Raw genomic sequence first — 24,960 nt, 5'->3', positions numbered from 1 at the left:
ACCAGAACACCATAGTCGCTGTTGCGGGTTGCTGCCTGCGCGGCGTCCTGCCACGCACTGTGTATAAAGCACTGCATAAAGCCTGCCGCTGCGGTTAGCCGCCCAGCGGTGTCGGGTGCGGGTGCATCACCGCGCGCTGACGTTCCTCCTCGAGGAATTTCATGATGATCGGCGCCACAGCTTCGGCGCGGGTAATCAGGAACAGGTGACCGTCATCGATGATGTGCAACTGCGCGTTGGGAATGCGCCAGGCGAGCATGCGCATGTTGACCAACGGGATCAGTGGATCGTCATCGCCGGCCAGCACCAGCGTCGGCTGGTGGATCTTGTGCAGCCAGTGAATGCTGGTCCAGCCCAGACCGGCGAACAGTTGCCAGTAGTAACCGAGCTTGCCCGCCGAGCGCACTTTTGCTGCGTGGCTGGCGGCCAGGGTCGGGTCACGGCGGAACGAACCGCCGTAGATCAACGGTGCGATACGGATGACATGGGACGGCTGAATGTAGCGCCGGGGGCTGGCCATCATCCACAGCACTTTCGGTTTGCCCGGCACCATCACCGCACCGGCAGCGGTTGCCGCCAGCACCAGTTTCTTGCAGCGCTCGGGGTAGTCGTAGGCGAACTGCTGCGCGAGCGCGCCGCCCCACGACACACCGATCACGTTGACCTGACCATAGTCGAGGTAATCGAGCATCCGTGACGTCAGCTTGGCCAGGCCGGGAAAGCGATACGGTCGGTTCGGCGTCGAGGAGCCACCGACACCGGGCACGTCGAAGGCGATCACTTCCAGATCCGGGTCCAGCGCCGCGACAAACGGAAACACCAGCTCCAGGTTGGCGCCGATGCCGTTGAAAATCAGCAAGGGCGTCAAGTGAGGCTTGCCGGGGCGCACCGCCGTGCGAATGGTCTGGCCATCCAGATCGACGGTACGGAATATGAACGGTTGCGGCATGCTTCAGGCCCTGTGGGTCGATCTCAATATCACCCTGAACCCTTGTGGGAGCGGGCTTGCCCGCGAAGGCGTCATGTCAGTCAATATCGATACTGGCTGAACGATCGCTTTCGCGAGCAGGCTCGCTCCCACATTGGGGATGAGGTGTGTCAGTTACCGCTCATGTACATAAGTGCCCGGCGATGCTTCGCCTGCCGGATGCGCCTTGTTGCCCAGTTTCAGTGGAGCCTTTTTCAGATTGCCCGAGCGCTCGGCCTGCCACGCCTGCCAGTACAGCCACCAGGAATCAGTGTGCTTGGTCGAGTTCTCTTGCCAGTCATCGGCGTTGGCGGCCATCCCTTCGCTGGTCATGTAGCGCGATTTCGGATTACCCGGCGGGTTCAGAATGCTCTGGATGTGGCCGCTGCTCGACAATACGAATTCAACCTTGCCACCAAACAACTGCGCCGACTTGTAGCAGGACTTCCACGGGGTAATGTGGTCGTTGGTGCCGGCCAGCGAAAAGATATCGGCGGTGACTTGCTTGAGGTCGATCGGCGTGCCGCACACTTCCAGTGCATTGGGGCGGATCAGTGGATTGTTTTTGAACATCTCGATCAGGTCGCCGTGGAACGCGGCCGGCAACCTTGTGGTGTCGTTGTTCCAGAACAGAATATCGAACACCGGCGGCTCATTGCCAAGCAGGTAGTTGTTGACCCAGTAGTTCCAGATCAGGTCGTTGGGACGCATCCACGCGAAAACCTTGGCCATGTCTTTGCCTTCGAGCACGCCAGCCTGATACGAGTGACGCTTGGCGGTCTCCAGGGTCTGCTCGTCGACGAACAGGGCAACGTCGCTGTCCAGGGTGGTATCGAGCACGCTGACCAGCAGTGTCAGGGCGTTGACCTTGTTCTGGCCAAGGGCTGCGTAGTGGCCGAGCAGGGCGGTGCAGGTGATGCCACCGGAGCAGGCGCCGAGCATGTTGATGTCTTTGCTGCCGGTGATCGCGGTCACCACATCGACCGCTTCTTTCAGCGCATCGATGTAGGTCGACAGACCCCACTCGCGCTGGGCCTTGGTCGGGTTGCGCCAGCTGACGATGAACGTCTGCACGTTATTGCGCAGGCAGAAACGCGCCAGGCTCTTGTCCGGGCTCAGATCGAATACGTAGAACTTGTTGATTTGCGGCGGCACGACGAGCAACGGACGCTCGTGGACTTGCTCGGTGATCGGCTTGTACTGGATCAGCTCCAGCACGTCGTTGCGAAACACCACCGCGCCTTCGGTCACGCCCAGGCTCTTGCCGACCTCGAATGCGCCCATGTTGACCTGGCTCGGCATACCGCCGTTGTGCACCAGATCCTTGGCCAGATGCGAGAGGCCATCGAGCAGGCTTTTGCCGCCGGTCTCGAAGAAGCGTTTGACCGCCGCCGGGTTGGCTGCCGTGTTGGTCGGGGCCATGGCTTCGGTCATCAGATTGATCACGAAATGGCCGCGAGCGATGTCTTTGGGTGACAGGCTGCTGTCGTCGATCCAGGCGTGGAGTTCCTTGCGCCACGCCAGGTAAGTTTGCAGATAACGTTTGTAGAGCGGGTTCTGGCTCCACGCAGGATCGGCGAAACGACGGTCATCGCCTGCCGGTTGCAGTTCGGATTTGCCGAACAACACGTTCTTCAGTTCGAGACCGAAATGGGTGACGTGCTTGACGCTATGGATCGGTTGTCTGATGGCCTGTTTCAGCACCATACGAGCAGAGGCCAGCAGATCCTTTCCGCGCAGCCCAACGACGGGGTTAAGCCCCAGAGTGTTTTCCGAGGCTTGATACTTCAGGTCATCGTTATTCTTGTTACTCATCTACGACGCTCCATTGTCCTGAGACGAGTACCCGGTTTTCTGCTGTGCAGTTCCACAGCCAATGCCAGGTACTACTGCTCGGGTGACCGTTAATTCTGCATAGCTGCTTTACAGTCGTAGAGCACTGCAGGGAACTTGCCAGCTCCATTGGTTACCCGAGTTTAATTTTTTTCGCAAGCGGGCCGATCCTCGACGCCGCAGCAGAGCATTCAAACAGATGAATTTAGAAAATGCCCTCTAAAGAGCAAGACGCTGGGACTAGAGCATCAGCTTGACGATCGACTGATCCGGATCGCGGGTTTTTCCGGCCGCTTTGAGCTCAGCCAGATAATCGGCCCAGAGTGCGTCATGACGTCGCCCCAGCTCATAGAGATATTCCCAAGTGAACAAGCCGCTGTCGTGGCCGTCGTCGAAGGTCAGTTTCAGTGCGTAGTGACCGGCCGGTTCCAGCTTGCTCAAGCCAACGTTGAGCTTGCCGAATTGCAGGATGGGTTTGCCGTGGCCCTGGACCTCGGCGGAGGGGGAATGCACACGCAGGAATTCGGCGGGCAGGGTGAATTCCTCGCCGGACGCGTAGGTGAGCGTCAGGGTTTTCGAGGCTTTGTGCAGTTTGATGTCGGTGGGAATTGAGGTCATGGTCTGGCGTCCGTTGTGTGGGCGACCCTGATTCAAATGTGGGAGCGGGCTTGCTCGCGAAAGCGGTGTGTCAGCCAACATTGATGTCGACTGGCACGACCTCTTCGCGAGCAAGCCCGCTCCCACAGGGTCCGCTACCGCTGTAAGTATGGCTTACAGGATATAACGGGACAGGTCTTCGTTCTGCGCCAATTCGCCGAGGTGGCTGTTGACGTACGCCGCGTCGATCAGGATCGGCTTTTCATCATGGGTGCTGGCCATATCGCCGGCACTGAACGACACCTCTTCGAGCAGACGCTCAAGCAGAGTGTGCAGACGACGGGCACCGATGTTTTCGGTCTTCTCGTTGACCTGCCAGGCGATCTCGGCGATGCGCTTGATGCCTTCGGGCTGGAACTCGATGTTCAGGCCTTCGGTTTTCAGCAGCGCGCAGTATTGCTCGGTGAGCGAGGCGTGCGGTTCGCTGAGGATGCGCTCGAAATCTTCCGGGCTCAGGGCCTTGAGTTCGACGCGGATCGGCAGACGACCTTGCAGCTCGGGCACCAGATCGCTCGGTTTGCTCAGGTGGAATGCACCGGAGGCGATGAACAGGATGTGATCGGTCTTGACCATGCCCAGCTTGGTGTTGACGGTGCAGCCTTCGATCAGCGGCAGCAGGTCGCGCTGCACACCTTCACGGGAGACATCGGCGCCGCCGACATTGCCGCGCTTGGCCACCTTATCGATCTCGTCGATGAACACGATGCCGTGCTGCTCAACGGCTTCCAGAGCCTTGGCCTTCAACTCTTCTTCGTTGACCAGACGCCCGGCTTCTTCGTCGCGTACCAGTTTCAGCGCTTCTTTGACCTTGAGCTTGCGGGACTTCTTCTTGCCCTTGCCCATGTTGGCGAACAGGGACTGCAACTGGTTGGTCATTTCTTCCATGCCTGGCGGCGTGGCGATCTCGATGCCGGCCACTTCGGCGACTTCGATTTCGATTTCCTTGTCATCCAGTTGGCCTTCGCGCAGACGCTTGCGGAACAGCTGACGGGTGTTGGAATCGGAGCTTGGCGCTTCTTCGTTGCTGAAGCCCATGCGCGCCGGTGGCAACAACGCATCGAGGATGCGGTCCTCGGCGGCGTCTTCAGCGCGGTGGCGCACGCGGGTCATTTCCTGCTCGCGCAGCATCTTGATCGCCGCGTCAGCCAGGTCGCGGATGATCGATTCGACGTCGCGGCCGACATAGCCAACTTCGGTGAACTTGGTCGCTTCGACCTTGATGAACGGCGCGTTGGCCAGTTTCGCCAAGCGACGGGCGATCTCGGTTTTACCGACGCCGGTCGGGCCGATCATCAGGATGTTCTTCGGTGTCACTTCAACACGCAGCTCTTCAGGCAACTGCATCCGACGCCAGCGGTTGCGCAGGGCAATCGCGACGGCGCGCTTGGCATCGTCCTGGCCGATGATGTGGCGGTTGAGTTCGTGGACGATTTCGCGGGGAGTCATGGACATAATAATTGGCGGTCCTCAAGCAAAAAAAGCCGTGGCACAGGGGCCGTATCAGGCTTCTTCAGCGAGATCCTGCTCCTCAATGGTCTGAGTGTGGTTGGTGAATACACAGATGTCGGCGGCGATACCCAAAGCGGTTTCGACGATTTCACGGGCCGACAGGTCGGTCTTTTTCAGCAGCGCGCTGGCCGCAGCCTGGGCGTAACCGCCACCGGAACCCATGGCGATGAGGCCATTTTCAGGTTCGACCACGTCACCGTTACCGGTGATGATCAACGAGGCATCCTTGTTGGCGACCGCGAGCATGGCTTCGAGGCGGCTGAGGGAGCGGTCGGTGCGCCATTCTTTGGCAAGTTCGACGGCGGCGCGGATCAGGTGGCCCTGATGTTTCTCAAGCTGGCCTTCGAAACGTTCAAAGAGGGTAAAGGCGTCAGCGGTGGCACCGGCAAAACCGGCGATGACCTGGCCGTGGTACAGGCGACGAACTTTCTTGGCGTTGCCTTTCATCACGGTGTTGCCGAGAGAAACCTGGCCGTCGCCGCCCATGACGACTTTGCCGTGGCGGCGGACTGAAACGATGGTGGTCAAGGGAAGAGTCTCCACACTGCGGGGCGAAAATGCCTTATGCCCATTCATATGGGGGTGGTGAAGCGGATTTCAACCGGGGAGGGCGCAGGGGGACGAACGGCGAGGGCGTATCAGGATTATGGGGTGTCAGCCATGACACCTTCGCGAGCAAGCCCGCTCCCACAGGGTTAGCGCAGATCCTGTGGAAGCGGGCTTGCTCGCGAAGAGTGATGACGCGGTACCGCTGATGGGATCAGCGGTTCTGGCGTTGTTGTAACAACAGGTTGCTAAAGCCAGCGCCGGCCAGTTGCTTCTGGGCCGTGGTCAGTTGTTCGCGGTTGCTGAACGGACCGACCAATACGCGATACCAGGTTTCATCCTTCACGGTGCCGGACTCAACGGCCACCGACTGACCCAGCAGGATGATTTGCGCGCGCACCTTGTCCGCATCGGTTTCCTTGCGGAACGAACCGGCCTGCAGGAAGAACTTGGTCACCGGCGCCGCTTTGCTCACGGGGGGGGCTGGCGGCGGGGTAATCCCGGCCAGCGCTGCCTGAGCTCGTGCTGTGTCGATCTTCGCCGCTTCGGCAGGTGTTACCGGCGTCGTCGGGATGGTCGGCACTTGTGGCGTCGGCAGGGTTTTCTCCGGCACGGCGTCGGGCGGTACGATCACTTCCGATTCCGGCAGCAGGGTGTAGAAGTCGTACTTCGGCTTCACGGGCTGCGTCGGGCTCGGCGGGGTCTTGTTGGCCTCGGCGATTTTCGACGCTCTCTGCTGCTGTTGTTCGACCTTCTCACGCTTGACCGTGTCGCTGCCCTTGCCCGGTTCCAGTTTCATCAGGAACACGATGAACGCACCGACCGTCAGGCCGATGGCCATCCACAGCCAGCCCGGAATCGGTTGCTTCGCAGGGGCTTGGTAACGGCTGGCGCCACGCTTGGGTGCAGGTTTTTTCTTGGCAGCCAACTTACATACGCTCCAGAGTTTCCAGACCCAACAGCTCCAGGCCTTGCTTGAGGGTGCGGCCGGTCAGCGCGGCCAGACGCAGACGGCTCTGCATCTGTGCTGGCGTCTCGGCAGCGAGGATCGGGCAGTTCTCGTAGAAGCTGGAGAACAGGCCGGCAACGTCGTACAGGTAGGTGCAGAGAATGTGCGGCGTGCCTTTGTCGGACACGTTGTTCAGCACTTCGCCGAACTGCGCCAGCTTCGCCGCCAGCTCTTGCTCGTGCGCCGCTTCCAGAACGATCTGACCGTCGACTTCGCTGAAGTCCTTGCCCAGTTTGCGGAACACGCCGGCCACGCGGGTGTAAGCGTACAGCAGGTATGGCGCGGTGTTGCCTTCGAAATTGAGCATCAAGTCGAAGTTGAAGCTGTAGTCGCTGGTGCGGTGCTTCGACAGGTCGGCGTATTTCACCGCGCCGATGCCGACCACTTTGGCGATGTTGCGCAACTCGTCTTCGGCCAGCGTCGGGTTCTTCTCTTTGACCAGGCTGTAGGCGCGTTCCTGGGCTTTGGTCAGCAGGTCGATCAGCTTCACGGTGCCGCCGTCACGGGTCTTGAACGGACGGCCATCGGCGCCGTTCATGGTGCCGAAGCCCATGTGTTCCATCTCCATCGGATGGGTCACGAAACCGGCTTTGCGCGCCACGGCGAACACTTGCTGGAAGTGCAGGGCCTGACGCTGGTCGACGAAGTACAGCGCGCGATCAGCCTTCAATTTGCCACTGCGGTAGCGCACGGCCGCCAGGTCAGTGGTGGCGTACAGGTAACCGCCGTCGGCCTTGACGATGATCACCGGCAGCGGCTCGCCGTCGGCGTTCTTGAATTCGTCGAGGAACACGCACTGAGCGCCGTTACTCTCGACCAGCATGCCGGCGGCTTTCAGGTCGTTGACCACGTTGATCAGGTCGTCGTTGTAGGCGCTTTCGCCCATCACGTCGGCCATGGTCAGTTTGACGTTGAGCAGTTCGTAGATCTTCTGGCAGTGCGACAGCGAGATGTCCTTGAACTTGGTCCACAGCGCCAGGCACTCGGCATCGCCGGCCTGCAACTTGACCACCAGGCCACGGGCGCGGTCGGCGAACGCTTCGGATTCATCGAAACGCTGCTTGGCGGCGCGGTAGAAGTTTTCCAGATCCGACAGCTCATCGCTGGTGATCGGGTTTTCTTGCAAGTAAGCCATCAGCATGCCGAACTGGGTGCCCCAGTCGCCTACGTGGTTCTGACGGATCACGTCGTCGCCAAGGAACTCAAGAACACGGGCCACACCGTCGCCGATGATGGTCGAGCGCAAGTGGCCGACGTGCATTTCCTTGGCGAGGTTGGGTGCCGACAGGTCGACCACGGTGCGCTGCGCAGTGCCGGCCTTGCGCACGCCAACATGGGCGTCAGCCAGCGCGGCGTCGAGGCGGTTGGCCAGGGCCTGAGTGTTCTGGAAGAAGTTGATGAAGCCGGGGCCGGCGATTTCCGCTTTGGTGACGTTCTCGTCGGCCGGCAGCGCGGCGATGATTTTTTCCGCCAGGTCGCGTGGCTTCATGCCCGCTGGCTTGGCCAGCATCATGGCGATGTTGCTGGCGAAGTCGCCGTGGGTCTTGTCGCGGGCGTTCTCCACCTGAATCGCCGGCGTCAGGCCTTCAGGCAACACACCTTCGTTGACGAGTTGGGTGAGGGCTTGTTGGATCAGCTGGCGGATGGTGTCTTTCATGGTCTTCTCTTTCGACCGCAAGCGCGGCGGCGCATCGATGCGCGGGTGGAAAAACTGGGCATTATCCGTTGCGAAGACGGGCTTGCCAACCTTAGCAGGCAGCTTATGGATATGTGGTGACAATTCGGGCCTTTTCGCGAGCAAGCCCGCTCCCGCAAGGGATCGGTGCCAGACACATAATGTATGAACGCCGCAGATCCAATGTGGGAGCGAGCCTGCTCGCGAAGGCGATCTTCAGGTCAATACAGATCCACGGGATCGACATCCAGCGACCAGCGCACCGCCCGCCCACTCGGCATCTGCTCCAGCACCAGCAACCAACTGGCGAGCAACCGATGCAGTGGTCCCCTCGCTGTCGCCTGTAAAAGTAGTTGCGCACGGTAGCGCCCCGCCCTCCGTTCCATCGGTGCCGGCACCGGCCCGAGCAATTCGATCCCGCTCAGATTCTGCTCAGCCAACAAACGTTCGGCCTCGCTGCATGCCTCATCGAGAAAGCCTTCGGCCTGCCCCGGCTTATGCGCTTCGGCGCGCAACAGCGCCAAATGCGCAAACGGCGGTAAGCCGGCGGCGCGGCGCTCGCTCAACGCCTGTTCGGCGAAAGCGAAGTAACCCTGCTCGGTCAGTTGCACTAATAAAGGATGGTCGGCCAAGTGCGTCTGGATGATCACTTTGCCCGGCTCTTCCGCTCGTCCGGCACGCCCGGCAACCTGAACGATCAACTGCGCCATTCGCTCGCTGGCGCGGAAGTCGCCGGAGAACAGCCCGCCGTCGGCATCGAGAATCGACACCAGCGTTACTCGCGGAAAGTGGTGCCCCTTGGCCAGCATCTGCGTGCCGACCAGAATGCACGGCTGGCCCTTCTGAATCGTCGCAAATAACTGGTTCATCGCGTCCTTGCGCGAAGTGCTGTCGCGGTCAACGCGCAGCACCGGGTAATCGGGGAACAGAATCGCCAGCCGTTCTTCAGCACGCTCGGTACCGGCACCTACGGGGCGCAGATCAACCTTGTTGCACTTGGGGCACTGGCGCGGCACGCGTTCGACGTAACCGCAATGGTGGCAGCGCAGTTCGCCGTGACGCTGGTGCACGGTCATCCGCGCGTCGCACCGCGAACATTCGGACATCCAGCCGCAATCGTGACAGAGCAGCGTCGGCGCAAAACCTCGACGGTTGAGGAACACCAATACCTGCTGGCCATTGGCGAGCGTCTGGCCGATAGCTTGCTGCATCGGGCCGGAAATGCCGCTGTCCAGCGGACGACTTTTTACATCCAGGCGCAGGAAGCGTGGCTGCTTGGCACCGCCGGCGCGCTCATTCAGTCGTAGGAGGCCGTACCGACCGGTGTAGGCGTTGTGCAGACTTTCCAGCGAAGGCGTGGCCGAACCCAGGACGATCGGAATGTTTTCCTGTCGCGCGCGCACCAGCGCAAGGTCGCGGGCGTGATAGCGCAGGCCTTCCTGCTGTTTATAAGAACCGTCATGCTCCTCGTCGATGATGATCAGGCCCGGGTTTTTCATCGGGGTGAACAGCGCCGAACGGGTGCCGATAATAATGTCGGCCTCGCCATCGCGGGCGGCAAGCCAGGCGTCGAGGCGCTCGCGATCATTGACCGCCGAATGCAGCAGGGCGATGCGCGCATTGAAGCGCTGCTCGAACCGCGCCAGGGTTTGCGGGCCGAGGTTGATCTCCGGGATCAGCACCAGCGCCTGCTTGCCAGCTTCGAGGGTTTCGCGGATCAGTTGCAAATAGACTTCGGTCTTGCCGCTGCCGGTGACACCGGCCAGCAGAAACGCGTGATAACTGTCAAAACCTGCGCGAATCGCTTCATACGCGGCGCGTTGCTCAGTGTTGAGCGGTAATTCCGGCTGCGCGAGCCAGTGCTCGTGGCGTGCACCGGGTGCATGCCGGCGGATTTCGACTTGCACCAGATTCTTGGCCAGCAACAAATCGAGGCTGTCCTTGCTCAGCATCAGCTTGCTCAGCAACTGATGGGCAACGCCGTGCGGGTGTTGGGCCAGGGTGGCCAGTGCCTCACGTTGGCGCGGGGCGCGTGCGACACGCGGATCATCGAGGCTGGCGCCGGGGGTGATCGACCAGAAGCGTTCCTGTCGGGCTTCGGCCAGTTCGCCCTGACGCAACAGCACCGGCAACGCCCAGCTCAGAGTGTCGCCAAGGCTGTGCTGATAATACTGCGACGTCCACAGGCACAGCTTGAACAGCGCCGGTGGCAGTGGCGGCGTGGTATCGAGCAGGGCCAATGCCGGTTTGAGTTTTTCCACCGGTACTTCGCTGGTGTCAGTGACCTCGACCAGAATCCCGATCATCTCCCGCCGGCCGAACGGCACCCGCAGACGCATGCCCGGTTGTAACTGGGCGCGCAGCACGCCGGCCGGGGCTCGATAGTCGAACAGGCGGCGCAAGGGCGAAGGCAGGGCGAGGCGCAGAATGGCGTCGGGCACGCGGGGGGTCTCTATCAGCACAAAAGAAGGGCGAGCGCAGATCAATTGTGGGAGCGGGCTTGCTCGCGAAGGCGGTGTGTCAGGCGCCGTAATATTGGGTGAGACGCCGTCTTCGCGAGCAAGCCCGCTCCCGCAGGAGAATGTGTTCGAGGCCGGGAGCCTAGCAGACGGTCGGTCTAAGGGACAGCTTGCACGATTGACATTGTCTGGTAGAATCCGCGGCCTAATTACGTGCGGTATTCAACAATAGTGTTGGATGGCGGCACGCTAGCTGAGGAAGACACCATGAAAGCTGATATCCACCCGAACTACCCAGAAATCGCTGTTACCTGCAGCTGCGGCAACAAATTCGAAACTCGTTCGACCTTCGGCAAGGCCCTGTCGATCGACGTTTGCAACGAATGCCACCCGTTCTACACCGGTAAGCAAAAGACTCTGGACACTGGCGGCCGCGTTCAGCGCTTCGCCGACCGTTTCGGTGCTTTCGGCAAGAAACCTGCTGCTGCAGAGTAAGGTTGAAGAGCCCGGTGGGCTGTTCCTCACTGCTGAAAAAGGCGTCCCTCGCGGGCGCCTTTTTTGTGTCCGCGATTTGGCTGTCCGCAGCGCAAGCCTTCTGTCCTGCGCCCTCGGGGCTGACTACCGTGGCAGTGCAGCGCGTGGTCGATGGCGATACCGTGCGCCTGAGCGACGGGCGCAGCGTACGCATGATTGGTCTCAACACGCCTGAACTGGGTAGGCAGGGTCGCAGCGACGAACCGTTAGCCGTGGCGGCACGCAAGCGCCTCGAAGCGTTGGTGGCTGGCAGTGGCGGACGTGTCGGTTTGCTCCCCGGCAAGCAAGCGAAAGACCATTACGGTCGTACGCTCGCTCACCTCTATAGTGTCAGCGGCGCCAATCTTGAAGCGCAAATGCTCGCCGACGGCCTCGGTTTTCAGGTCGCCGTGGCACCGAATGTCGATCTGGTGGCCTGTCAGCAAGCCGCCGAGCGCAGCGCGCGACAGGCTGGGCGAGGCCTCTGGCGGCAATCACCTGTACTGAAAGCGGAGCAGATCCAGCGCTCGGGTTTCACGGTGGTCAGTGGTCGTGTGAGCAAGGTGCAACGCAATCGAGGCGGAATCTGGATCGAGTTGCAGGGCGCAGTTGTATTGCGCGTTGCACCCAATCTGGTCGGACAATTTGACAATGCTCGCCTGCAAGCGCTGAAGGACAAGCAGATCGAGGCTCGTGGCTGGATGGTTGATCGTTCGCGTCGCGGTGGGTTGCAACCGGGTCAGCCGCGTTGGCTACTGCCACTGACCGATCCGTCGATGTTGCAACGCGTTCGCTGAGTAAAGTTGTAGACATTTTTTCTGTTGATTGTGAACAGTCAAGCCCTTGTCCGCCGTGGCTCTTGGCCCAAAGTCGTAGTGCGGGGCGCTTGACAGGGGTGACTGCTCAGTCTTGTGGGGACTTTGCGAGGCGCGTATCCTCGCTGACCAGTCTGTCCAACAGTAAAAAAGCGGAATGCCAAAATGTCTGATCTGAAAACTGCCGCTCTCGAATATCATGCCAATCCTCGTCCGGGGAAGCTGAGTGTCGAGCTCACCAAGGCCACTGCTACCGCCCGCGACCTGTCGCTGGCCTACAGCCCCGGCGTAGCTGAACCAGTGCGTGAGATCGCTCGCGATCCTGAACTGGCCTACAAGTACACCGGCAAGGGCAACCTGGTTGCAGTCATTTCCGATGGCACCGCGATTCTCGGCCTGGGCAACCTCGGCCCATTGGCTTCCAAGCCTGTAATGGAAGGTAAAGGCGTACTGTTCAAGCGCTTCGCTGGCATCGACGTTTTCGACATCGAAGTCGACTCCGAAAGCCCGCAAGCCTTCATCGACACCGTCAAGCGCATCTCCATCACCTTCGGTGGCATCAACCTGGAAGACATCAAGGCACCCGAGTGCTTTGAGATCGAACGCGCTCTGATCGAGCAGTGCGACATTCCGGTGTTCCACGATGACCAGCACGGCACTGCAATCGTGACCGCTGCAGGCATGATCAACGCCCTGGAAATCGCTGGCAAAACCCTGGCTGACGCCAAGATCGTCTGCCTGGGCGCTGGTGCTGCTGCCATCTCCTGCATGAAGTTGCTGGTGAGCATGGGCGCAAGCATCGAAAACATCTTCATGGTTGACCGTACTGGCGTGATTCACTCCGGCCGTGACGACCTGAACCAGTACAAAGCCGTGTTCGCCCACGCCACCGAGAAGCGCACCCTGGCTGACGCTCTGAAAGGCGCTGATGTGTTCGTTGGTCTGTCCGGACCGAACCTGCTGAGCGCTGAAGGCCTGCTGTCGATGGCGGCCAACCCGATCGTGTTCGCGTGCTCGAACCCGGATCCGGAAATCTCCCCGGAACTGGCTCACGCCACCCGTAACGACGTGATCATGGCCACCGGCCGTTCGGACTACCCGAACCAGGTCAACAACGTACTGGGCTTCCCGTTCATCTTCCGTGGTGCCCTGGACGTTCGCGCCAAGCGCATCAACGAAGAAATGAAAGTGGCTGCTGCCAACGCCCTGCGTGAACTGGCCAAACTGCCAGTCCCTCAAGACGTGTGCGATGCCTACGGTGGTGCCCCGCTGACATTCGGTCGTGAGTACATCATTCCGAAGCCAATGGACCAGCGCCTGATCACCCTGATCTCCGATGCCGTGGCCAAAGCTGCCATCGAGACCGGTGTGGCAACCCTGCCGTATCCGAAGAACTACCCGCTGAAAAGCGTCGATGACGTGTTCAACGGCTAAGTCGTTGTAGCGCTTCAACCAAAAGCCCCGACTCGCAAGAGTCGGGGCTTTTTTATGTCTGGCGGTTTTGTGATGTGGCTCAGTGCCTCTTCGCGAGCAGGCTCGTTCCCACCTTGAAATGCATTCCCCTGTGGGAACGAGCCTGCTCGCGAAGGCGTCAGCGCAGCCAATATCTCAGATGGCAGGCAATAAAAAGCCCCGCATTTCAATCGAAGGCGGGGCTTTTTGGCAGATCAGGATCAGAACAGGTCGATCGGCGCCTGCTCATCCGCCGGCAATGGGCTGCCCGGCGCAGTGCCATTGCCCAGCTCATTCACCGACGGCGGTGTGTCTTCAGCCTTGAACAGCTCGAAGTACGCCCCAGGCGTGCTCGGCGTCGCCGCACGGCCGCTGACCGGATCAACCCGCAGGCTTAGAATGCCTTCCGGTTCAGGCTGCACATGCGGCGGCTTGTCCTTCAGCGCAGCCGACATGTAGTTCATCCAGATTGGCAGCGCCACCGTGCCACCGAATTCACGGCGGCCGAGGCTTTCCGGCTGATCGAAGCCTGTCCAGACCGTGGTCACGTAATCGGCGTTGTAGCCAGAGAACCAGGCATCTTTCGATTCGTTGGTCGTACCGGTTTTACCGGCGATGTCGCTGCGACCCATGGCCAGTGCGCGACGGCCGGTGCCGAGCTTGATCACGTCCTGCAACATGCTGTTGAGGATGTAAGTAGTACGACCATCGACGATCCGCTCGGCCACTGCCGGCACTTGCGGTGCTGCTGCGTTGTCTGCGGACTCGCCCGGAACCGGCGCCGTGTTGACGGTAAGCGGTTGAGTGGCCGGCGCCGCGATGCCGTCCGTGGCCGAGCCGCCCTGCGGCACGGTTGGCGGGTTGGCGACGAATAGCGTGTCGCCATTGCGGCTCTCAATCTTGTCGATGAGATACGGAGTGATCTTGTAGCCACCGTTGGCGAACGTGCTCCAACCGGTAGCGATCTCCATCGGCGTCAGGGTTGCGGTGCCCAGCGCCAGAGACAGGTTCGGCGGCAGATCCTGCTTGTTGAAGCCGAAGCGGGTGATGTAGTCAATGGTCTTGCCGACGCCCATCGCCTGCAGCAAACGGATCGACACGAGGTTGCGTGACTTGTACAACCCCTCGCGCAGACGGATCGGACCCAGGAACGTGTTGTTGTCGTTCTTTGGTCGCCAGACCTTGTCCATGTATTCGTCGACGAAAACGATCGGTGCGTCGTTCACCAGGCTGGCGGCGGTATAACCGCTATCCAGCGCCGCACTGTAGACGAACGGCTTGAAGCTTGACCCTGGCTGACGCTTGGCCTGCATGGCGCGGTTGTAGTTGCTCTGCTCGAAGGCGAAACCACCGACCAGGGAGCGAATCGCACCGTTCTGTGGATCCAGCGACACCAGCGCACCTTGCGCTTGCGGAATCTGGCTGAATTTCAGCGAATTGTTCTTCTGGCGCTGTACGCGAACCAGATCACCGACCTGCGCGACATCCGACGGCTGACGCGGGTTGGCGCCCATGCTGTTGGTGTTGAGGAACGGCCGCGCCCATTTCATGGTGTCCCAGGCGACATGTTCTTCACCGGTACGGGTCAGCACTTGCAGGCCATTCTTGTCGACCTGGGTGACGATCGCAGGTTCCAGGCTGCTGATGGTGCGCTGCTTGGTCAGTTCGTTGGCCCACGCCTCATGGGTCTTGCCCGGCAGGCGCGATTCAGGCCCGCGGTAACCATGACGCTGGTCGTAGGTCATCAAACCTTCGTGCAGCGCAGTATTGGCCATTTCCTGCAGGTTGCTTGGCACCGTGGTGGTGACGCGGAAGCCTTCGGTGTAGGCGTCGCTCCCATAGCGGCCGACCATTTCGGCGCGGGCCATTTCGGCGATGTACGGCGCGTTCACTTCTGGCGTCGGTACGTGATAGCTGGCGTTCAGTGGTTCATTGATCGCGGCGGTGTAGTCCGCCTCGCTGATCTTGCCGAGTTTGTACATGCGCCCCAGGATCCAGTCGCGGCGTTCTTTGCTGCGCACCGGGTTCGCCAGCGGGTTGAAGCGCGACGGGGCTTTCGGCAGGCCGGCGATCATTGCCATTTGCGCCAGGCTGATGTCGCGGATCGACTTGCCGTAATACACCTGCGCCGCCGCCTCAATGCCGTAGGCGCGGTTGCCCAGATAGATCTTGTTCACATACAGCTCAAGAATCTCGTCCTTGGTCAGCTGTCGTTCGATTTGCAGGGCCAGCAAGATCTCGGTGGTTTTGCGCGAGAAGCTGCGTTCGCTGCTCAGGAAGAAGTTCTTCGCCACCTGCATGGTGATGGTGCTGCCGCCGGACTGAATGTGGCCGCTTTTGACCAATTGCGTCGCGGCGCGCATCAGGCTGCTCGGATCGACACCGTAGTGATTGGCGAAATTGTCGTCTTCAGCACTTAGTAACGCATTAATGAAGTTGGGGGGAATGTCGGCGAAACGGATCGGAGTCCGGCGCATTTCGCCAAATTCTGCGATCAACTTGTTGTCGCTGCTGTAGACCCGGAGTGGAATCTGCAACTGAATGCTTCTCAGCGCCTCCACAGATGGCAAACCCGGACTAAGGTAAAGATACGCGCCGCTGAGACCTAATAGCAGTCCGCAGAAAACGGCGACGATGGACCAACCGAAAAATTTCAGCAGACGAATCAAGGCTTTTGGACATCCAGGGCAAAGAATGAATTTGGCGACGGGGTTCCGGCTATACACAGAACGGCCCGCGCTGGCAGTAAAAAGCGGAAAAAATCGCTGGGCATTATAAGCACTTTTCTGCCGGAGGCGTCATTGGCGCTTCTGTCAAGAAGGGGTGAAGGAACGCAATGCGTATTACAGAGTCCGTAACTCACGGAAAGTCATAGGGAATTGGTAGTGCTGGGACTCTTCAATAAAAAGGCCAATACGTTACTGGGGATCGACATCAGCTCCACGTCGGTGAAGCTGCTGGAATTGAGCCGTCAAGGTGACCGCTACCGGGTCGAGGCATACGCGGTGGAGCCGTTGCCAGCTAACGCTGTGGTCGAGAAAAACATCGCCGAGCTCGAAGGTGTCGGCCAGGCGCTGAGCCGAGTGCTGGTCAAGGCGCGCACCAGTAACAAGAGCGTGGCGGTGGCGGTGGCCGGTTCCGCGGTCATCACCAAAATCATCGAAATGGACGCCGGACTGTCAGACGACGAGCTGGAAAACCAGCTGAAGATCGAAGCTGACCAATACATTCCCTATCCGCTGGACGAGGTTGCTATCGACTTTGAAGTCCAGGGCGTGTCGCCGCGCAACCCCGAGCGAGTCAATGTGTTGCTCGCCGCCTGCCGAAAGGAGAACGTCGAAGTCCGTGAAGCAGCCCTCGCGCTCGCTGGGCTGACGGCTCGCGTGGTGGACGTCGAGGCGTATGCGCTGGAACGCTCGTTCGGCCTGCTCGCGACGCAACTGGCCGTCTCTCAGGAGCGCCTGACCGTGGCGGTGGTCGACATCGGCGCAACCATGACCACCCTCAGCGTTCTGTACAACGGCAAGATCATCTACACCCGTGAGCAATTGTTCGGCGGTCGTCAACTGACCGAGGAAATCCAGCGTCGCTATGGCCTGACCGTCGAGCAGGCGGGGCTGGCGAAGAAACAGGGTGGCCTTCCCGACGACTATGTCAGCGAAGTGTTGCAGCCGTTTCGTGAAGCGCTGGTGCAGCAGGTTTCGCGTTCGTTGCAGTTCTTCTTCGCCTCAGGGCAGTACAACGCGGTCGATCACATTCTGCTGGCCGGCGGCACCGCATCGGTGTCGGGTCTGGATAGATTGATCGAGCAGCGCCTCGATACGCCGACTCAGGTGGCCAACCCGTTTTCCGACATGGCCTTGAGCAGCAAGGTCAACGCCGGGGCCCTTGCCAGTGACGCGCCGGCCCTGATGATTGCCTGCGGGCTCGCGCTCAGGAGTTTCGACTGATGGCGCGGATCAACCTTTTACCCTGGCGTGAGGAGCGCCGCGAAGCGCAGCGCAAACGCTTCCTGCTGGTGCTGACGGGCGTGTTGGTCGGCTCTGTGGGCGCAGTGTTTATCGCTGATCAGATCATCAATACTGCCATCGCCCGGCAAGTGGCCCGTAACGACTACATCGGCAAACAGATTGCCTTAGTCGACGAGCGGATCAAGCAAATCAGCGAGCTTAAGGCCCATCGCCAGCAATTGCTCGAGCGCATGAACATCATCCAGGACTTGCAGGGCAATCGGCAGGTCATCGGGCGGATTTTCGATCAACTGGCGCGCACTTTGCCCGATGGCGTGTATTTCACTGACGTGAAAATGGCTGGTAAAACCCTGTCGATCAGTGGGGCGGCGGAGTCGAACAATCGTGTTTCCGAGTTGATGCGCAATCTGGAGGCGTCCGATTGGTTCGAAGCGCCGAGTCTGAACGAAGTGAAGGCAGCTTCAGCCGACCAGGTGGAACAGGCCAACGTCTTTCAACTGACAGTTCGTCAGACCCAGCCGAAGACGCTGGAGGGCGAGCAATGAAGCCGTCCGAATGGCTGGAGAGTCTGCGCAACGTCGATTTCAACGACCTGGACACCAGCAACATCGGTTCCTGGCCGGCCGCGGTGAAGGCCATCGCCGGCGCGCTGTTGATGGTTCTGGTATTGGCGTTTGGCTATAACTTTTTCATCAGCGACATGGAAAACCAACTCGAAGCCAAGCGCCTGGAGGAGGCCGCGCTCAAGGAGCAGTTCGCCAGCAAGGCGCATCTTTCGGCCAATCTCGAGTTGTACATCCAACAGATGAAGGAAATGGAAAACTCCTTCGGCGTGTTGCTGCGGCAATTGCCGAGTGACACTGAGGTGCCGGGTTTACTGGAAGACATCACCCGCACGGGATTGGGTAGCGGCCTGGAGTTCGAGGAGATCAAGCTGCTGCCGGAAGTCACTCAGCCGTTCTACATCGAACTGCCGATCCAGATTACCGTCACGGGCTCCTATCACGATCTTGCCACTTTCGTCAGCGGAGTGGCCGGGTTGCCGCGCATTGTCACTCTGCATGATTTCGAACTGGCGCCGGCCAATAAGGGAGGTGGGTCGAAGTTGCGCATGAGCATTCTCGCCAAGACTTACCGCTATAACGACAAGGGGCTGCAGAAATGACCCTGACTCGTTATCTCGCGCTGTCGGCGGCGCTGCTGGCATTGAGCGGGTGTGGCGGCAGCGAAGGTTTCAGTGACCTCGACGCCTATATGAATGAAGTACGTCTGCGCCCGGCGGGCAAGATTGAACCCACGCCGACATTCCGCACTTACCCGAAATTCACGTATAGCGCTGCCAATCTGCGCAGTCCGTTCTCACGTCAGGTGCGTGTCGATCTGGCCGGCCAGAAGCACGGTTCGCGCAACGTCAAACCGGACCCGAACCGGGTCAGGCAATACCTCGAAGGCTTCAACATCGAGCAGTTTGAAATGGTCGGCACGATCTCCAATGCCAACCGCGCCTTTGCGCTATTGCGTGGGGCGGGCGGGGTGCATCGCTTGAAGGTCGGCGATTACCTGGGGCGCAACGACGGGCGCATCGTTGCCATCAGTGCCACTCAGGTCGATGTGATCGAAATCGTGCCCGACGGCGAAGGCGCCTGGCTGGAGCGTCCACGCACCATTCCTTTGAAAGAGCACTCATAGTGGAAGTCGAATAATGAACAGGATTTTCTCCACCGTCGGTTTTTCGCTATGGATAGCGCTGATGTCGCCGATGGTACTCGCGGCCAATCTGAAGACGCTGGACGTGGCGGCATTGCCGGGTGATCGCATCGAATTGAAGCTGTCGTTCGACGGCCCTCCACCGCAACCCAAGGGCTACACCACCGAATCCCCGGCACGGATCGCCCTGGATTTGCCCGGTGTAGCCAGCCAGTTGGCCAAAAAGAATCTCGATCTGGGCCGCGGCAATGCGCGTACGGCCACGGTGGTTGAAGCCAAGGATCGCACGCGGCTGATCGTCAGCCTGACGCAGCTTGCGCCTTACAGTACGCGGGTCGAGGGTAACAATCTGTTCGTGCTGGTAGGTCAGGGTGCTCCAGCGGCCATGCCGCGTCCCGCAGCTGTTGCAGCGCCGCGTGTGACCACGGCGGCGCCTCCCGCCACGGCGTTCGTCGCGAAGGCCCGAGCCATTCGCGGGGTTGATTTCCAGCGCGGTACCGCAGGCGAGGGCAACGTGGTCATCGACCTGTCTGACCCGACCATCGCCCCGGATATCCAGGAGCATGATGGCAAAGTCATCCTCAGCTTCGCCCGCACCCAGTTACCCGACAAGTTGCGGGTGCGCCTCGACGTCAAGGATTTCGCCACGCCTGTGCAGTTCGTCAATGCTGTCGCGACCGGCGATCGCGCAATCATCACCATCGAGCCCAGCGGCACTTTCGATTACTCCACATTCCAGACCGACAACAAGCTGACCGTCAGCATTCGTCCGATGACGATGGACGACCTGCAAAAACGCAACGCCGACCGTCAGGCCTACACCGGCGAAAAACTCTCGCTGAATTTTCAGGACATCGATGTGCGTTCGGTGCTGCAACTGATCGCTGATTTCACCAACCTCAATCTCGTGGCCAGCGATACGGTGCAGGGCGGCATCACCTTGCGCCTGCAAAATGTGCCGTGGGACCAGGCACTGGATCTGGTGTTGAAAACCAAAGGGCTGGATAAACGCAAGATCGGCAATGTGCTGCTGGTGGCTCCGGCCGATGAGATCGCCGCCCGTGAGCGCCAAGAGCTGGAATCGCAGAGGCAGATCGCCGAATTGGCACCGTTGCGCCGTGAACTGCTACAGGTGAACTACGCCAAGGCCGCGGACATCGCCAAGCTGTTCCAGTCGGTGACCAGCGCCGAAGCGAAAATCGACGAGCGCGGTTCGATCACCGTCGATGAACGCACCAATAACATCATTGCCTACCAGACTCAGGATCGTCTTGATGAACTGCGGCGGATCGTGGCGCAACTGGATATTCCGGTGCGGCAGGTGATGATCGAGGCGCGAATCGTTGAGGCCAACGTCGATTACGACAAAAGCCTGGGCGTGCGCTGGGGCGGCTCCATCCAGAACAAGGGCAACTGGAACACGTCTGGTGTGAGCAACGGTTCTTCCACCACCATCGGAACGCCGGGCAGCACCAGCACCAACTCGCCGTTCGTCGACATGGGCACCGTCAACAACACGTCCGGGATTGGTATCGCTTTTATTACTGACAACGTGTTGCTCGATCTTGAGCTGACGGCCATGGAAAAAACCGGCAACGGCGAAATCGTCTCGCAACCGAAAGTCGTCACCTCCGACAAGGAAACCGCCAAGATCCTCAAAGGCACCGAAATTCCCTACCAGGAAGCCAGCTCCAGCGGCGCTACCTCGGTGTCGTTCAAGGAGGCTTCGCTGTCGCTGGAGGTGACGCCACAGATCACGCCGGACAACCGCATCATCATGGAGGTCAAGGTCACCAAGGACGAACCGGACTACCTGAACAAAGTGCAGGATGTACCGCCAATCAAAAAGAACGAGGTCAACGCCAAAGTGCTGGTCAATGACGGCGAAACCATCGTGATTGGGGGCGTTTTCTCAAATACTCAAAGCAAGGTCGTAGATAAGGTGCCATTTCTTGGCGATGTGCCGTAAATTTGCCGCAATTTACGGCGATAATTGGTTTCGGATAAAAAATCCGAGCTGCTGGTATTTCTCACTCCGCGTATCATGAATAACCAGGCGATTGCTGTGAGTCGTTGATTCTGTGCGAAATTTGATTCTTGTAGGACCGATGGGCGCTGGAAAAAGCACCATCGGCCGGTTGCTGGCCAAAGAGCTGCGCCTGCCGTTCAAAGATTCCGACAAGGAAATTGAACTGCGCACGGGCGCCAATATCCCGTGGATCTTCGACAAGGAAGGCGAGCCGGGCTTTCGCGACCGTGAGCAGGCGATGATCGCCGAACTGTGCGGGTTCGATGGCGTGGTGTTGGCGACCGGCGGTGGCGCAGTCATGCGCGATGCCAATCGCAAGGCCCTCCATGACGGCGGGCGTGTGGTGTATTTGCACGCCTCTGTCGAACAGCAGGTTGGCCGCACCTCCCGCGATCGCAATCGGCCGTTGCTGCGCACCGCTGATCCGGCGAAAACCCTGCGAGACCTGCTCGCGATCCGTGATCCTCTTTATCGGGAAATCGCCGATCTGGTGGTGGAAACCGACGAACGGCCGCCACGCATGGTGGTGCTCGACATTCTCGATCGCCTGGCGCAGCTTCCACCCCGTTAAAGCATCGCCCGAAATGCGCTATCCTCGGCGTCCTGTCACAGCCCGTCGAGGTTGTGGCGGATGGCGTGCGAGCGGCGTCATACCCGCTATAGGCCGCAGACAACCAATAATTCAGGGCAGGACGCCTGCTTCCATCTTCACTGTGGGGACACATGCAGACACTCAAGGTCGATCTAGGCGAGCGCAGCTACCCGATTCATATTGGCGAAGGTTTGTTGGATCAGCCGCAACTGCTGGCTCCGCATATTCACGGGCGGCAGGTGGCAATCATCTCCAATGAGACCGTTGCGCCGCTCTATCTCGAGCGTCTGACCCGCAGCCTGGCGCAGTTCTCGGTAATTTCCGTGGTGTTGCCCGACGGCGAAGCCTTCAAGAACTTGGAAACCCTGCAACTGATCTTCGACGGCCTGCTAACCGCCCGTCATGACCGCCGCACGACCGTTATCGCTCTTGGCGGCGGTGTGATCGGCGACATGGCCGGTTTCGCCGCTGCCTGCTATCAGCGCGGTGTCGATTTCATCCAGATTCCCACCACTTTGCTGTCCCAGGTCGATTCGTCGGTGGGCGGCAAGACCGGTATCAATCATCCGCTGGGCAAGAACATGGTTGGCGCGTTCTATCAGCCGAACGTGGTGCTGATCGATACCGCTTCCCTGAAGACGCTGCCCGAGCGCGAATTGTCGGCGGGGCTGGCGGAAGTCATCAAGTACGGCCTGATTTGCGACGAGCCGTTTCTGACTTGGCTCGAAGACAATGTAGACGCCCTGCGCTCGCTGGATCAAAAAGCCCTGACCTACGCTATCGAGCGTTCCTGCGCAGCCAAGGCTGCGGTGGTCGGCGCCGACGAGAAGGAAACCGGGGTGCGCGCCACGCTCAACCTCGGCCACACCTTCGGTCACGCTATCGAGACTCACATGGGCTATGGTGTCTGGCTGCATGGTGAGGCGGTCGCGGCTGGCACCGTGATGGCGCTGGAAATGTCCGCGCGTCTGGGCTGGATCAGCGAGCAGGAGCGTGATCGCGGTATTCGTCTGTTCCAGCGTTCAGGTCTGCCCGTGATCCCGCCTACTGAAATGACCGAAGCCGATTTTCTTCAACACATGGCAATCGACAAAAAAGTGATCGACGGTCGTCTGCGCCTGGTGTTGCTGCGCCGAATGGGCGAAGCGGTAGTGACCGACGATTATCCGAAAGAGGTTCTACAGGCCACGCTGAGAGCGGATTACCGCGCCTTGGCACAGCTTAAAGGTTAATAAGATTCCGATGACTAGTTTGCATGCCGACGAGGCGTTCCTCGGCCATTTTCAGTTAAGTCACGACCCCTTCGCCCCGCGGGTGCCGGGCTTCAAGTTCTTCCCCGCCCAGCGCAAACCGGTGCTGGGACAATTGCATCATCTGGCGCGTTACAGCCAGTTGCTGCTGGTGGTCACCGGCCCGGAAGGCAGCGGCAAGACCCTGCTGCGTCAGGCGCTGGTCGCCAGCACCAACAAACAATCTGTGCAGAGCGTGGTGGTTTCTGCCCGCGGTGCTGGTGATGCGGCTGGTGTGCTGCGCCAGGTGGCTCAGGCGCTGAACGTCGCTCAGGCCGATGTTGGTGCGATTCTGGATCAGGTGGTGCAACTCGCGCTGACCGGCCAGGAAGTCTATCTGCTGGTGGACGATGCCGAGCAACTCGACGAATCGGCCCTCGATGCGCTGATGGCACTGGGTGCCGGCGCGCCGGAAGGTCGCCCGCATGTATTCCTGTTCGGTGAATCGTCGCTGATCGCTCAACTCGAGGCCTTGCAGCTCGAGGAAGAACGCTTCCACGTCATCGAACTGCAGCCGTACACCGAAGAAGAGACCCGCGAGTATCTCGACCAACGGCTCGAAGGGGCAGGCCGGGGTGTCGAACTTTTCACCGCGGATCAGATCTCTGATATTCACGAAAGCGCCGAGGGTTGGCCGGGTAACATCAACCAGGTCGCTCGCGATGCTCTGATCGAAGTCATGATTGCCAGCCGCTCTGCGGTCAAGCGTCCAAGTATGGGGTTTAACATGCCGAAGAAACACGTATTGGCGATTTCTGCCGTCGTTGTGGTCGCGGTTGCCGCCGCCTGGTTGATGCCGGGTCGCAGCAAGGCACCAACCACAGGCGCGCCAGCCAATGAACAGGCACAACTGCCATTGGGTCAGGGCGCAGCGAATGGCGGTGCTCCAGCCGTCGAATTCGCCGGTAATACACAGCCGATGCCGTTGCCGCTGGTCGGCAACTCGCAACCCGTCATGCGCGGCCCATTGGCCGAAGCGGCTGGCGGTATCACCGAAGGCGACGACGGCGTGCCATTGGAAGGCTCCAGCGATACGCCGCCAACCGTGACCACTTCGGCGCCACCGGCGGGTGTTCCGGCCGGTCCTGCACCGACGCCGGCACCGGCACCGACGCAAGTGGCTACTGCCAAGCCTGCTCCGGCAGCGCCAGCAGCCAAACCGGCTCCAGCGCCTGCCAAGCCAATCGCCGCCGCTAAACCGGCCGAGAAGCCGGTTACTGTCGCCAAAGCCGCCGGTGGTAGCTGGTACGCCGGTCAACCGACGGGCAACTACGTGGTGCAGATCCTCGGCACCAGCTCCGAAACGAGCGCACAGAACTTCGTCAAAGAGCAGGGCGGCGAGTACCGTTATTTCAAGAAAATGCTCAACGGCAAGCCTCTTTACGTGATCACCTACGGCAACTTCGCCAATCGTGACGCGGCTGTTTCTGCCATCAAGGCCTTGCCAGCGAAGGTTCAGGCTGGTAAACCTTGGCCTCGCACTGTCGCCAGCGTCCAACAGGAACTGGCAACAACTCGCTGAAGATTCGGCGGCCTTACCCAGGCCGCCTCTCCAAGCACCTCAAAATTTCTACGAGTGCGCGCGTCCTTTCAGGTCGCGTGCCTTGTGGTGTCTGCGTCACAGTAGTCTTTGAGTCGTTGCGGTCAAAATTAAAAAAGTTTTGACTAGCACAGCAGATCGCTTTAAACCTTTCACAAATGCGACATGAATTTGCGACATTTCGTCGTCAAATTTGTGAGCCTCTGTGTCGCTGTGTACAATGACCACCCTTTTGCCCCCGCTAAGCCGGCGTACGTTCGGCGCGGAACGCAAGTGGTTGAATTGAAAAGAAATTTGCCTCGAAAAGAGGCAGCCTGGTGAGAAAGTGTCTATGAAAGCAGGTCTGTACCAACCAGATGAATTCAAGGATAACTGGGGTGTGGGCCTGATCGCCCAT

19 protein-coding genes and 1 pseudogene are annotated in these 24,960 nt (G+C 59.9%); 11 read left to right on the top strand and 9 right to left on the bottom strand.

Features of this window, described 5'->3' with window-relative positions; translation table 11 throughout:
- Positions 1 to 94: 94 nt before the first annotated feature.
- The 8 genes from phaZ to ACIOU6_RS19775 form a co-directional block, all read right to left on the bottom strand.
- Complete coding sequence (gene phaZ / locus ACIOU6_RS19810; RefSeq protein WP_221731317.1) at positions 95 to 949, bottom strand: poly(3-hydroxyalkanoate) depolymerase; 855 nt, start codon at positions 947 to 949, stop codon at positions 95 to 97.
- 153 nt (positions 950 to 1,102) lie between these two features.
- The gene (gene phaC / locus ACIOU6_RS19805; protein ID WP_221731316.1) at positions 1,103 to 2,782 is read right to left on the bottom strand and encodes a class II poly(R)-hydroxyalkanoic acid synthase; all 1,680 of its coding nucleotides are present in this window, start codon (positions 2,780 to 2,782) and stop codon (positions 1,103 to 1,105) included.
- Between the two features lie 258 nt (positions 2,783 to 3,040).
- Positions 3,041 to 3,418: a gamma-butyrobetaine hydroxylase-like domain-containing protein gene (locus ACIOU6_RS19800; RefSeq protein WP_221731315.1), complete on the bottom strand. Its 378-nt coding sequence runs from the start codon at positions 3,416 to 3,418 to the stop codon at positions 3,041 to 3,043.
- 153 nt (positions 3,419 to 3,571) lie between these two features.
- Positions 3,572 to 4,909 (bottom strand): ATP-dependent protease ATPase subunit HslU, encoded by a 1,338-nt coding sequence (gene hslU, locus ACIOU6_RS19795; protein WP_221731314.1) that lies wholly within the window; start codon positions 4,907 to 4,909, stop codon positions 3,572 to 3,574.
- A gap of 48 nt (positions 4,910 to 4,957) precedes the next feature.
- Positions 4,958 to 5,494, bottom strand: coding sequence for an ATP-dependent protease subunit HslV (gene hslV / locus ACIOU6_RS19790; RefSeq protein ID WP_003220875.1), 537 nt, complete (start codon positions 5,492 to 5,494; stop codon positions 4,958 to 4,960).
- A 232-nt stretch (positions 5,495 to 5,726) separates the two neighbouring features.
- On the bottom strand, positions 5,727 to 6,440 hold the full coding sequence (locus tag ACIOU6_RS19785; RefSeq protein WP_221731313.1) for an SPOR domain-containing protein: 714 nt from the start codon (positions 6,438 to 6,440) through the stop codon (positions 5,727 to 5,729).
- 1 nt (position 6,441) lies between these two features.
- On the bottom strand, positions 6,442 to 8,178 hold the full coding sequence (gene argS, locus ACIOU6_RS19780; RefSeq protein ID WP_401138682.1) for an arginine--tRNA ligase: 1,737 nt from the start codon (positions 8,176 to 8,178) through the stop codon (positions 6,442 to 6,444).
- A gap of 239 nt (positions 8,179 to 8,417) precedes the next feature.
- On the bottom strand, positions 8,418 to 10,637 hold the full coding sequence (locus ACIOU6_RS19775; RefSeq protein ID WP_401138681.1) for a primosomal protein N': 2,220 nt from the start codon (positions 10,635 to 10,637) through the stop codon (positions 8,418 to 8,420).
- A gap of 285 nt (positions 10,638 to 10,922) precedes the next feature.
- Here ACIOU6_RS19775 and rpmE point away from each other — a divergent pair, with 285 nt between their 5' ends.
- The 3 genes from rpmE to ACIOU6_RS19760 all read left to right on the top strand — a co-directional run bounded on the left by rpmE (position 10,923) and on the right by ACIOU6_RS19760 (position 13,417).
- The gene (gene rpmE, locus ACIOU6_RS19770) at positions 10,923 to 11,150 is read left to right on the top strand and encodes a 50S ribosomal protein L31 (RefSeq protein ID WP_123530569.1); all 228 of its coding nucleotides are present in this window, start codon (positions 10,923 to 10,925) and stop codon (positions 11,148 to 11,150) included.
- Positions 11,151 to 11,164: 14 nt separating this feature from the next.
- Positions 11,165 to 11,965 (top strand): thermonuclease family protein, encoded by an 801-nt coding sequence (locus tag ACIOU6_RS19765; protein WP_401138680.1) that lies wholly within the window; start codon positions 11,165 to 11,167, stop codon positions 11,963 to 11,965.
- Positions 11,966 to 12,148: 183 nt separating this feature from the next.
- Positions 12,149 to 13,417: a malic enzyme-like NAD(P)-binding protein gene (locus ACIOU6_RS19760; RefSeq protein ID WP_221731309.1), complete on the top strand. Its 1,269-nt coding sequence runs from the start codon at positions 12,149 to 12,151 to the stop codon at positions 13,415 to 13,417.
- A gap of 239 nt (positions 13,418 to 13,656) precedes the next feature.
- Here the strand turns inward: ACIOU6_RS19760 and ACIOU6_RS19755 are convergent, their stop codons facing one another.
- Positions 13,657 to 16,101 (bottom strand): penicillin-binding protein 1A, encoded by a 2,445-nt coding sequence (locus ACIOU6_RS19755; protein ID WP_401138692.1) that lies wholly within the window; start codon positions 16,099 to 16,101, stop codon positions 13,657 to 13,659.
- Between the two features lie 219 nt (positions 16,102 to 16,320).
- On the opposite strand from ACIOU6_RS19755, the gene ACIOU6_RS19750 reads away from it, so the two are divergent.
- The 8 genes and pseudogenes from ACIOU6_RS19750 to ACIOU6_RS19715 all read left to right on the top strand — a co-directional run bounded on the left by ACIOU6_RS19750 (position 16,321) and on the right by ACIOU6_RS19715 (position 24,545).
- Positions 16,321 to 17,385, top strand: a complete 1,065-nt coding sequence (locus ACIOU6_RS19750) for a pilus assembly protein PilM (protein ID WP_221731307.1) — start codon at positions 16,321 to 16,323, stop codon at positions 17,383 to 17,385.
- On the top strand, positions 17,385 to 17,951 hold the full coding sequence (locus ACIOU6_RS19745) for a PilN domain-containing protein (protein ID WP_401138679.1): 567 nt from the start codon (positions 17,385 to 17,387) through the stop codon (positions 17,949 to 17,951). Before ACIOU6_RS19750 ends, ACIOU6_RS19745 begins: the two co-directional genes overlap by 1 nt.
- Complete coding sequence (pilO, locus tag ACIOU6_RS19740) at positions 17,948 to 18,571, top strand: type 4a pilus biogenesis protein PilO (RefSeq protein WP_401138678.1); 624 nt, start codon at positions 17,948 to 17,950, stop codon at positions 18,569 to 18,571. Before ACIOU6_RS19745 ends, pilO begins: the two co-directional genes overlap by 4 nt.
- Complete coding sequence (locus tag ACIOU6_RS19735; protein ID WP_221731304.1) at positions 18,568 to 19,095, top strand: pilus assembly protein PilP; 528 nt, start codon at positions 18,568 to 18,570, stop codon at positions 19,093 to 19,095. Before pilO ends, ACIOU6_RS19735 begins: the two co-directional genes overlap by 4 nt.
- Positions 19,096 to 19,108: 13 nt before the next feature.
- Positions 19,109 to 21,190 (top strand): annotated as a pseudogene (pilQ, locus tag ACIOU6_RS19730) (type IV pilus secretin PilQ).
- Positions 21,191 to 21,194: 4 nt separating this feature from the next.
- Positions 21,195 to 21,713 (top strand): shikimate kinase AroK, encoded by a 519-nt coding sequence (aroK, locus tag ACIOU6_RS19725; RefSeq protein ID WP_221731302.1) that lies wholly within the window; start codon positions 21,195 to 21,197, stop codon positions 21,711 to 21,713.
- Between the two features lie 152 nt (positions 21,714 to 21,865).
- Positions 21,866 to 22,966 (top strand): 3-dehydroquinate synthase, encoded by a 1,101-nt coding sequence (gene aroB, locus ACIOU6_RS19720; RefSeq protein ID WP_401138677.1) that lies wholly within the window; start codon positions 21,866 to 21,868, stop codon positions 22,964 to 22,966.
- 10 nt (positions 22,967 to 22,976) lie between these two features.
- Positions 22,977 to 24,545, top strand: a complete 1,569-nt coding sequence (locus ACIOU6_RS19715) for an AAA family ATPase (protein ID WP_401138676.1) — start codon at positions 22,977 to 22,979, stop codon at positions 24,543 to 24,545.
- Positions 24,546 to 24,960 lie beyond the last annotated feature (415 nt).

The sequence above is a fragment of the Pseudomonas sp. NPDC087615 genome (genome assembly GCF_044743445.1).
Classification (GTDB): Bacteria; Pseudomonadota; Gammaproteobacteria; order Pseudomonadales; family Pseudomonadaceae; genus Aquipseudomonas; species Aquipseudomonas baetica_A.
This window is presented reverse-complemented; position numbering and strand designations above follow the sequence as displayed.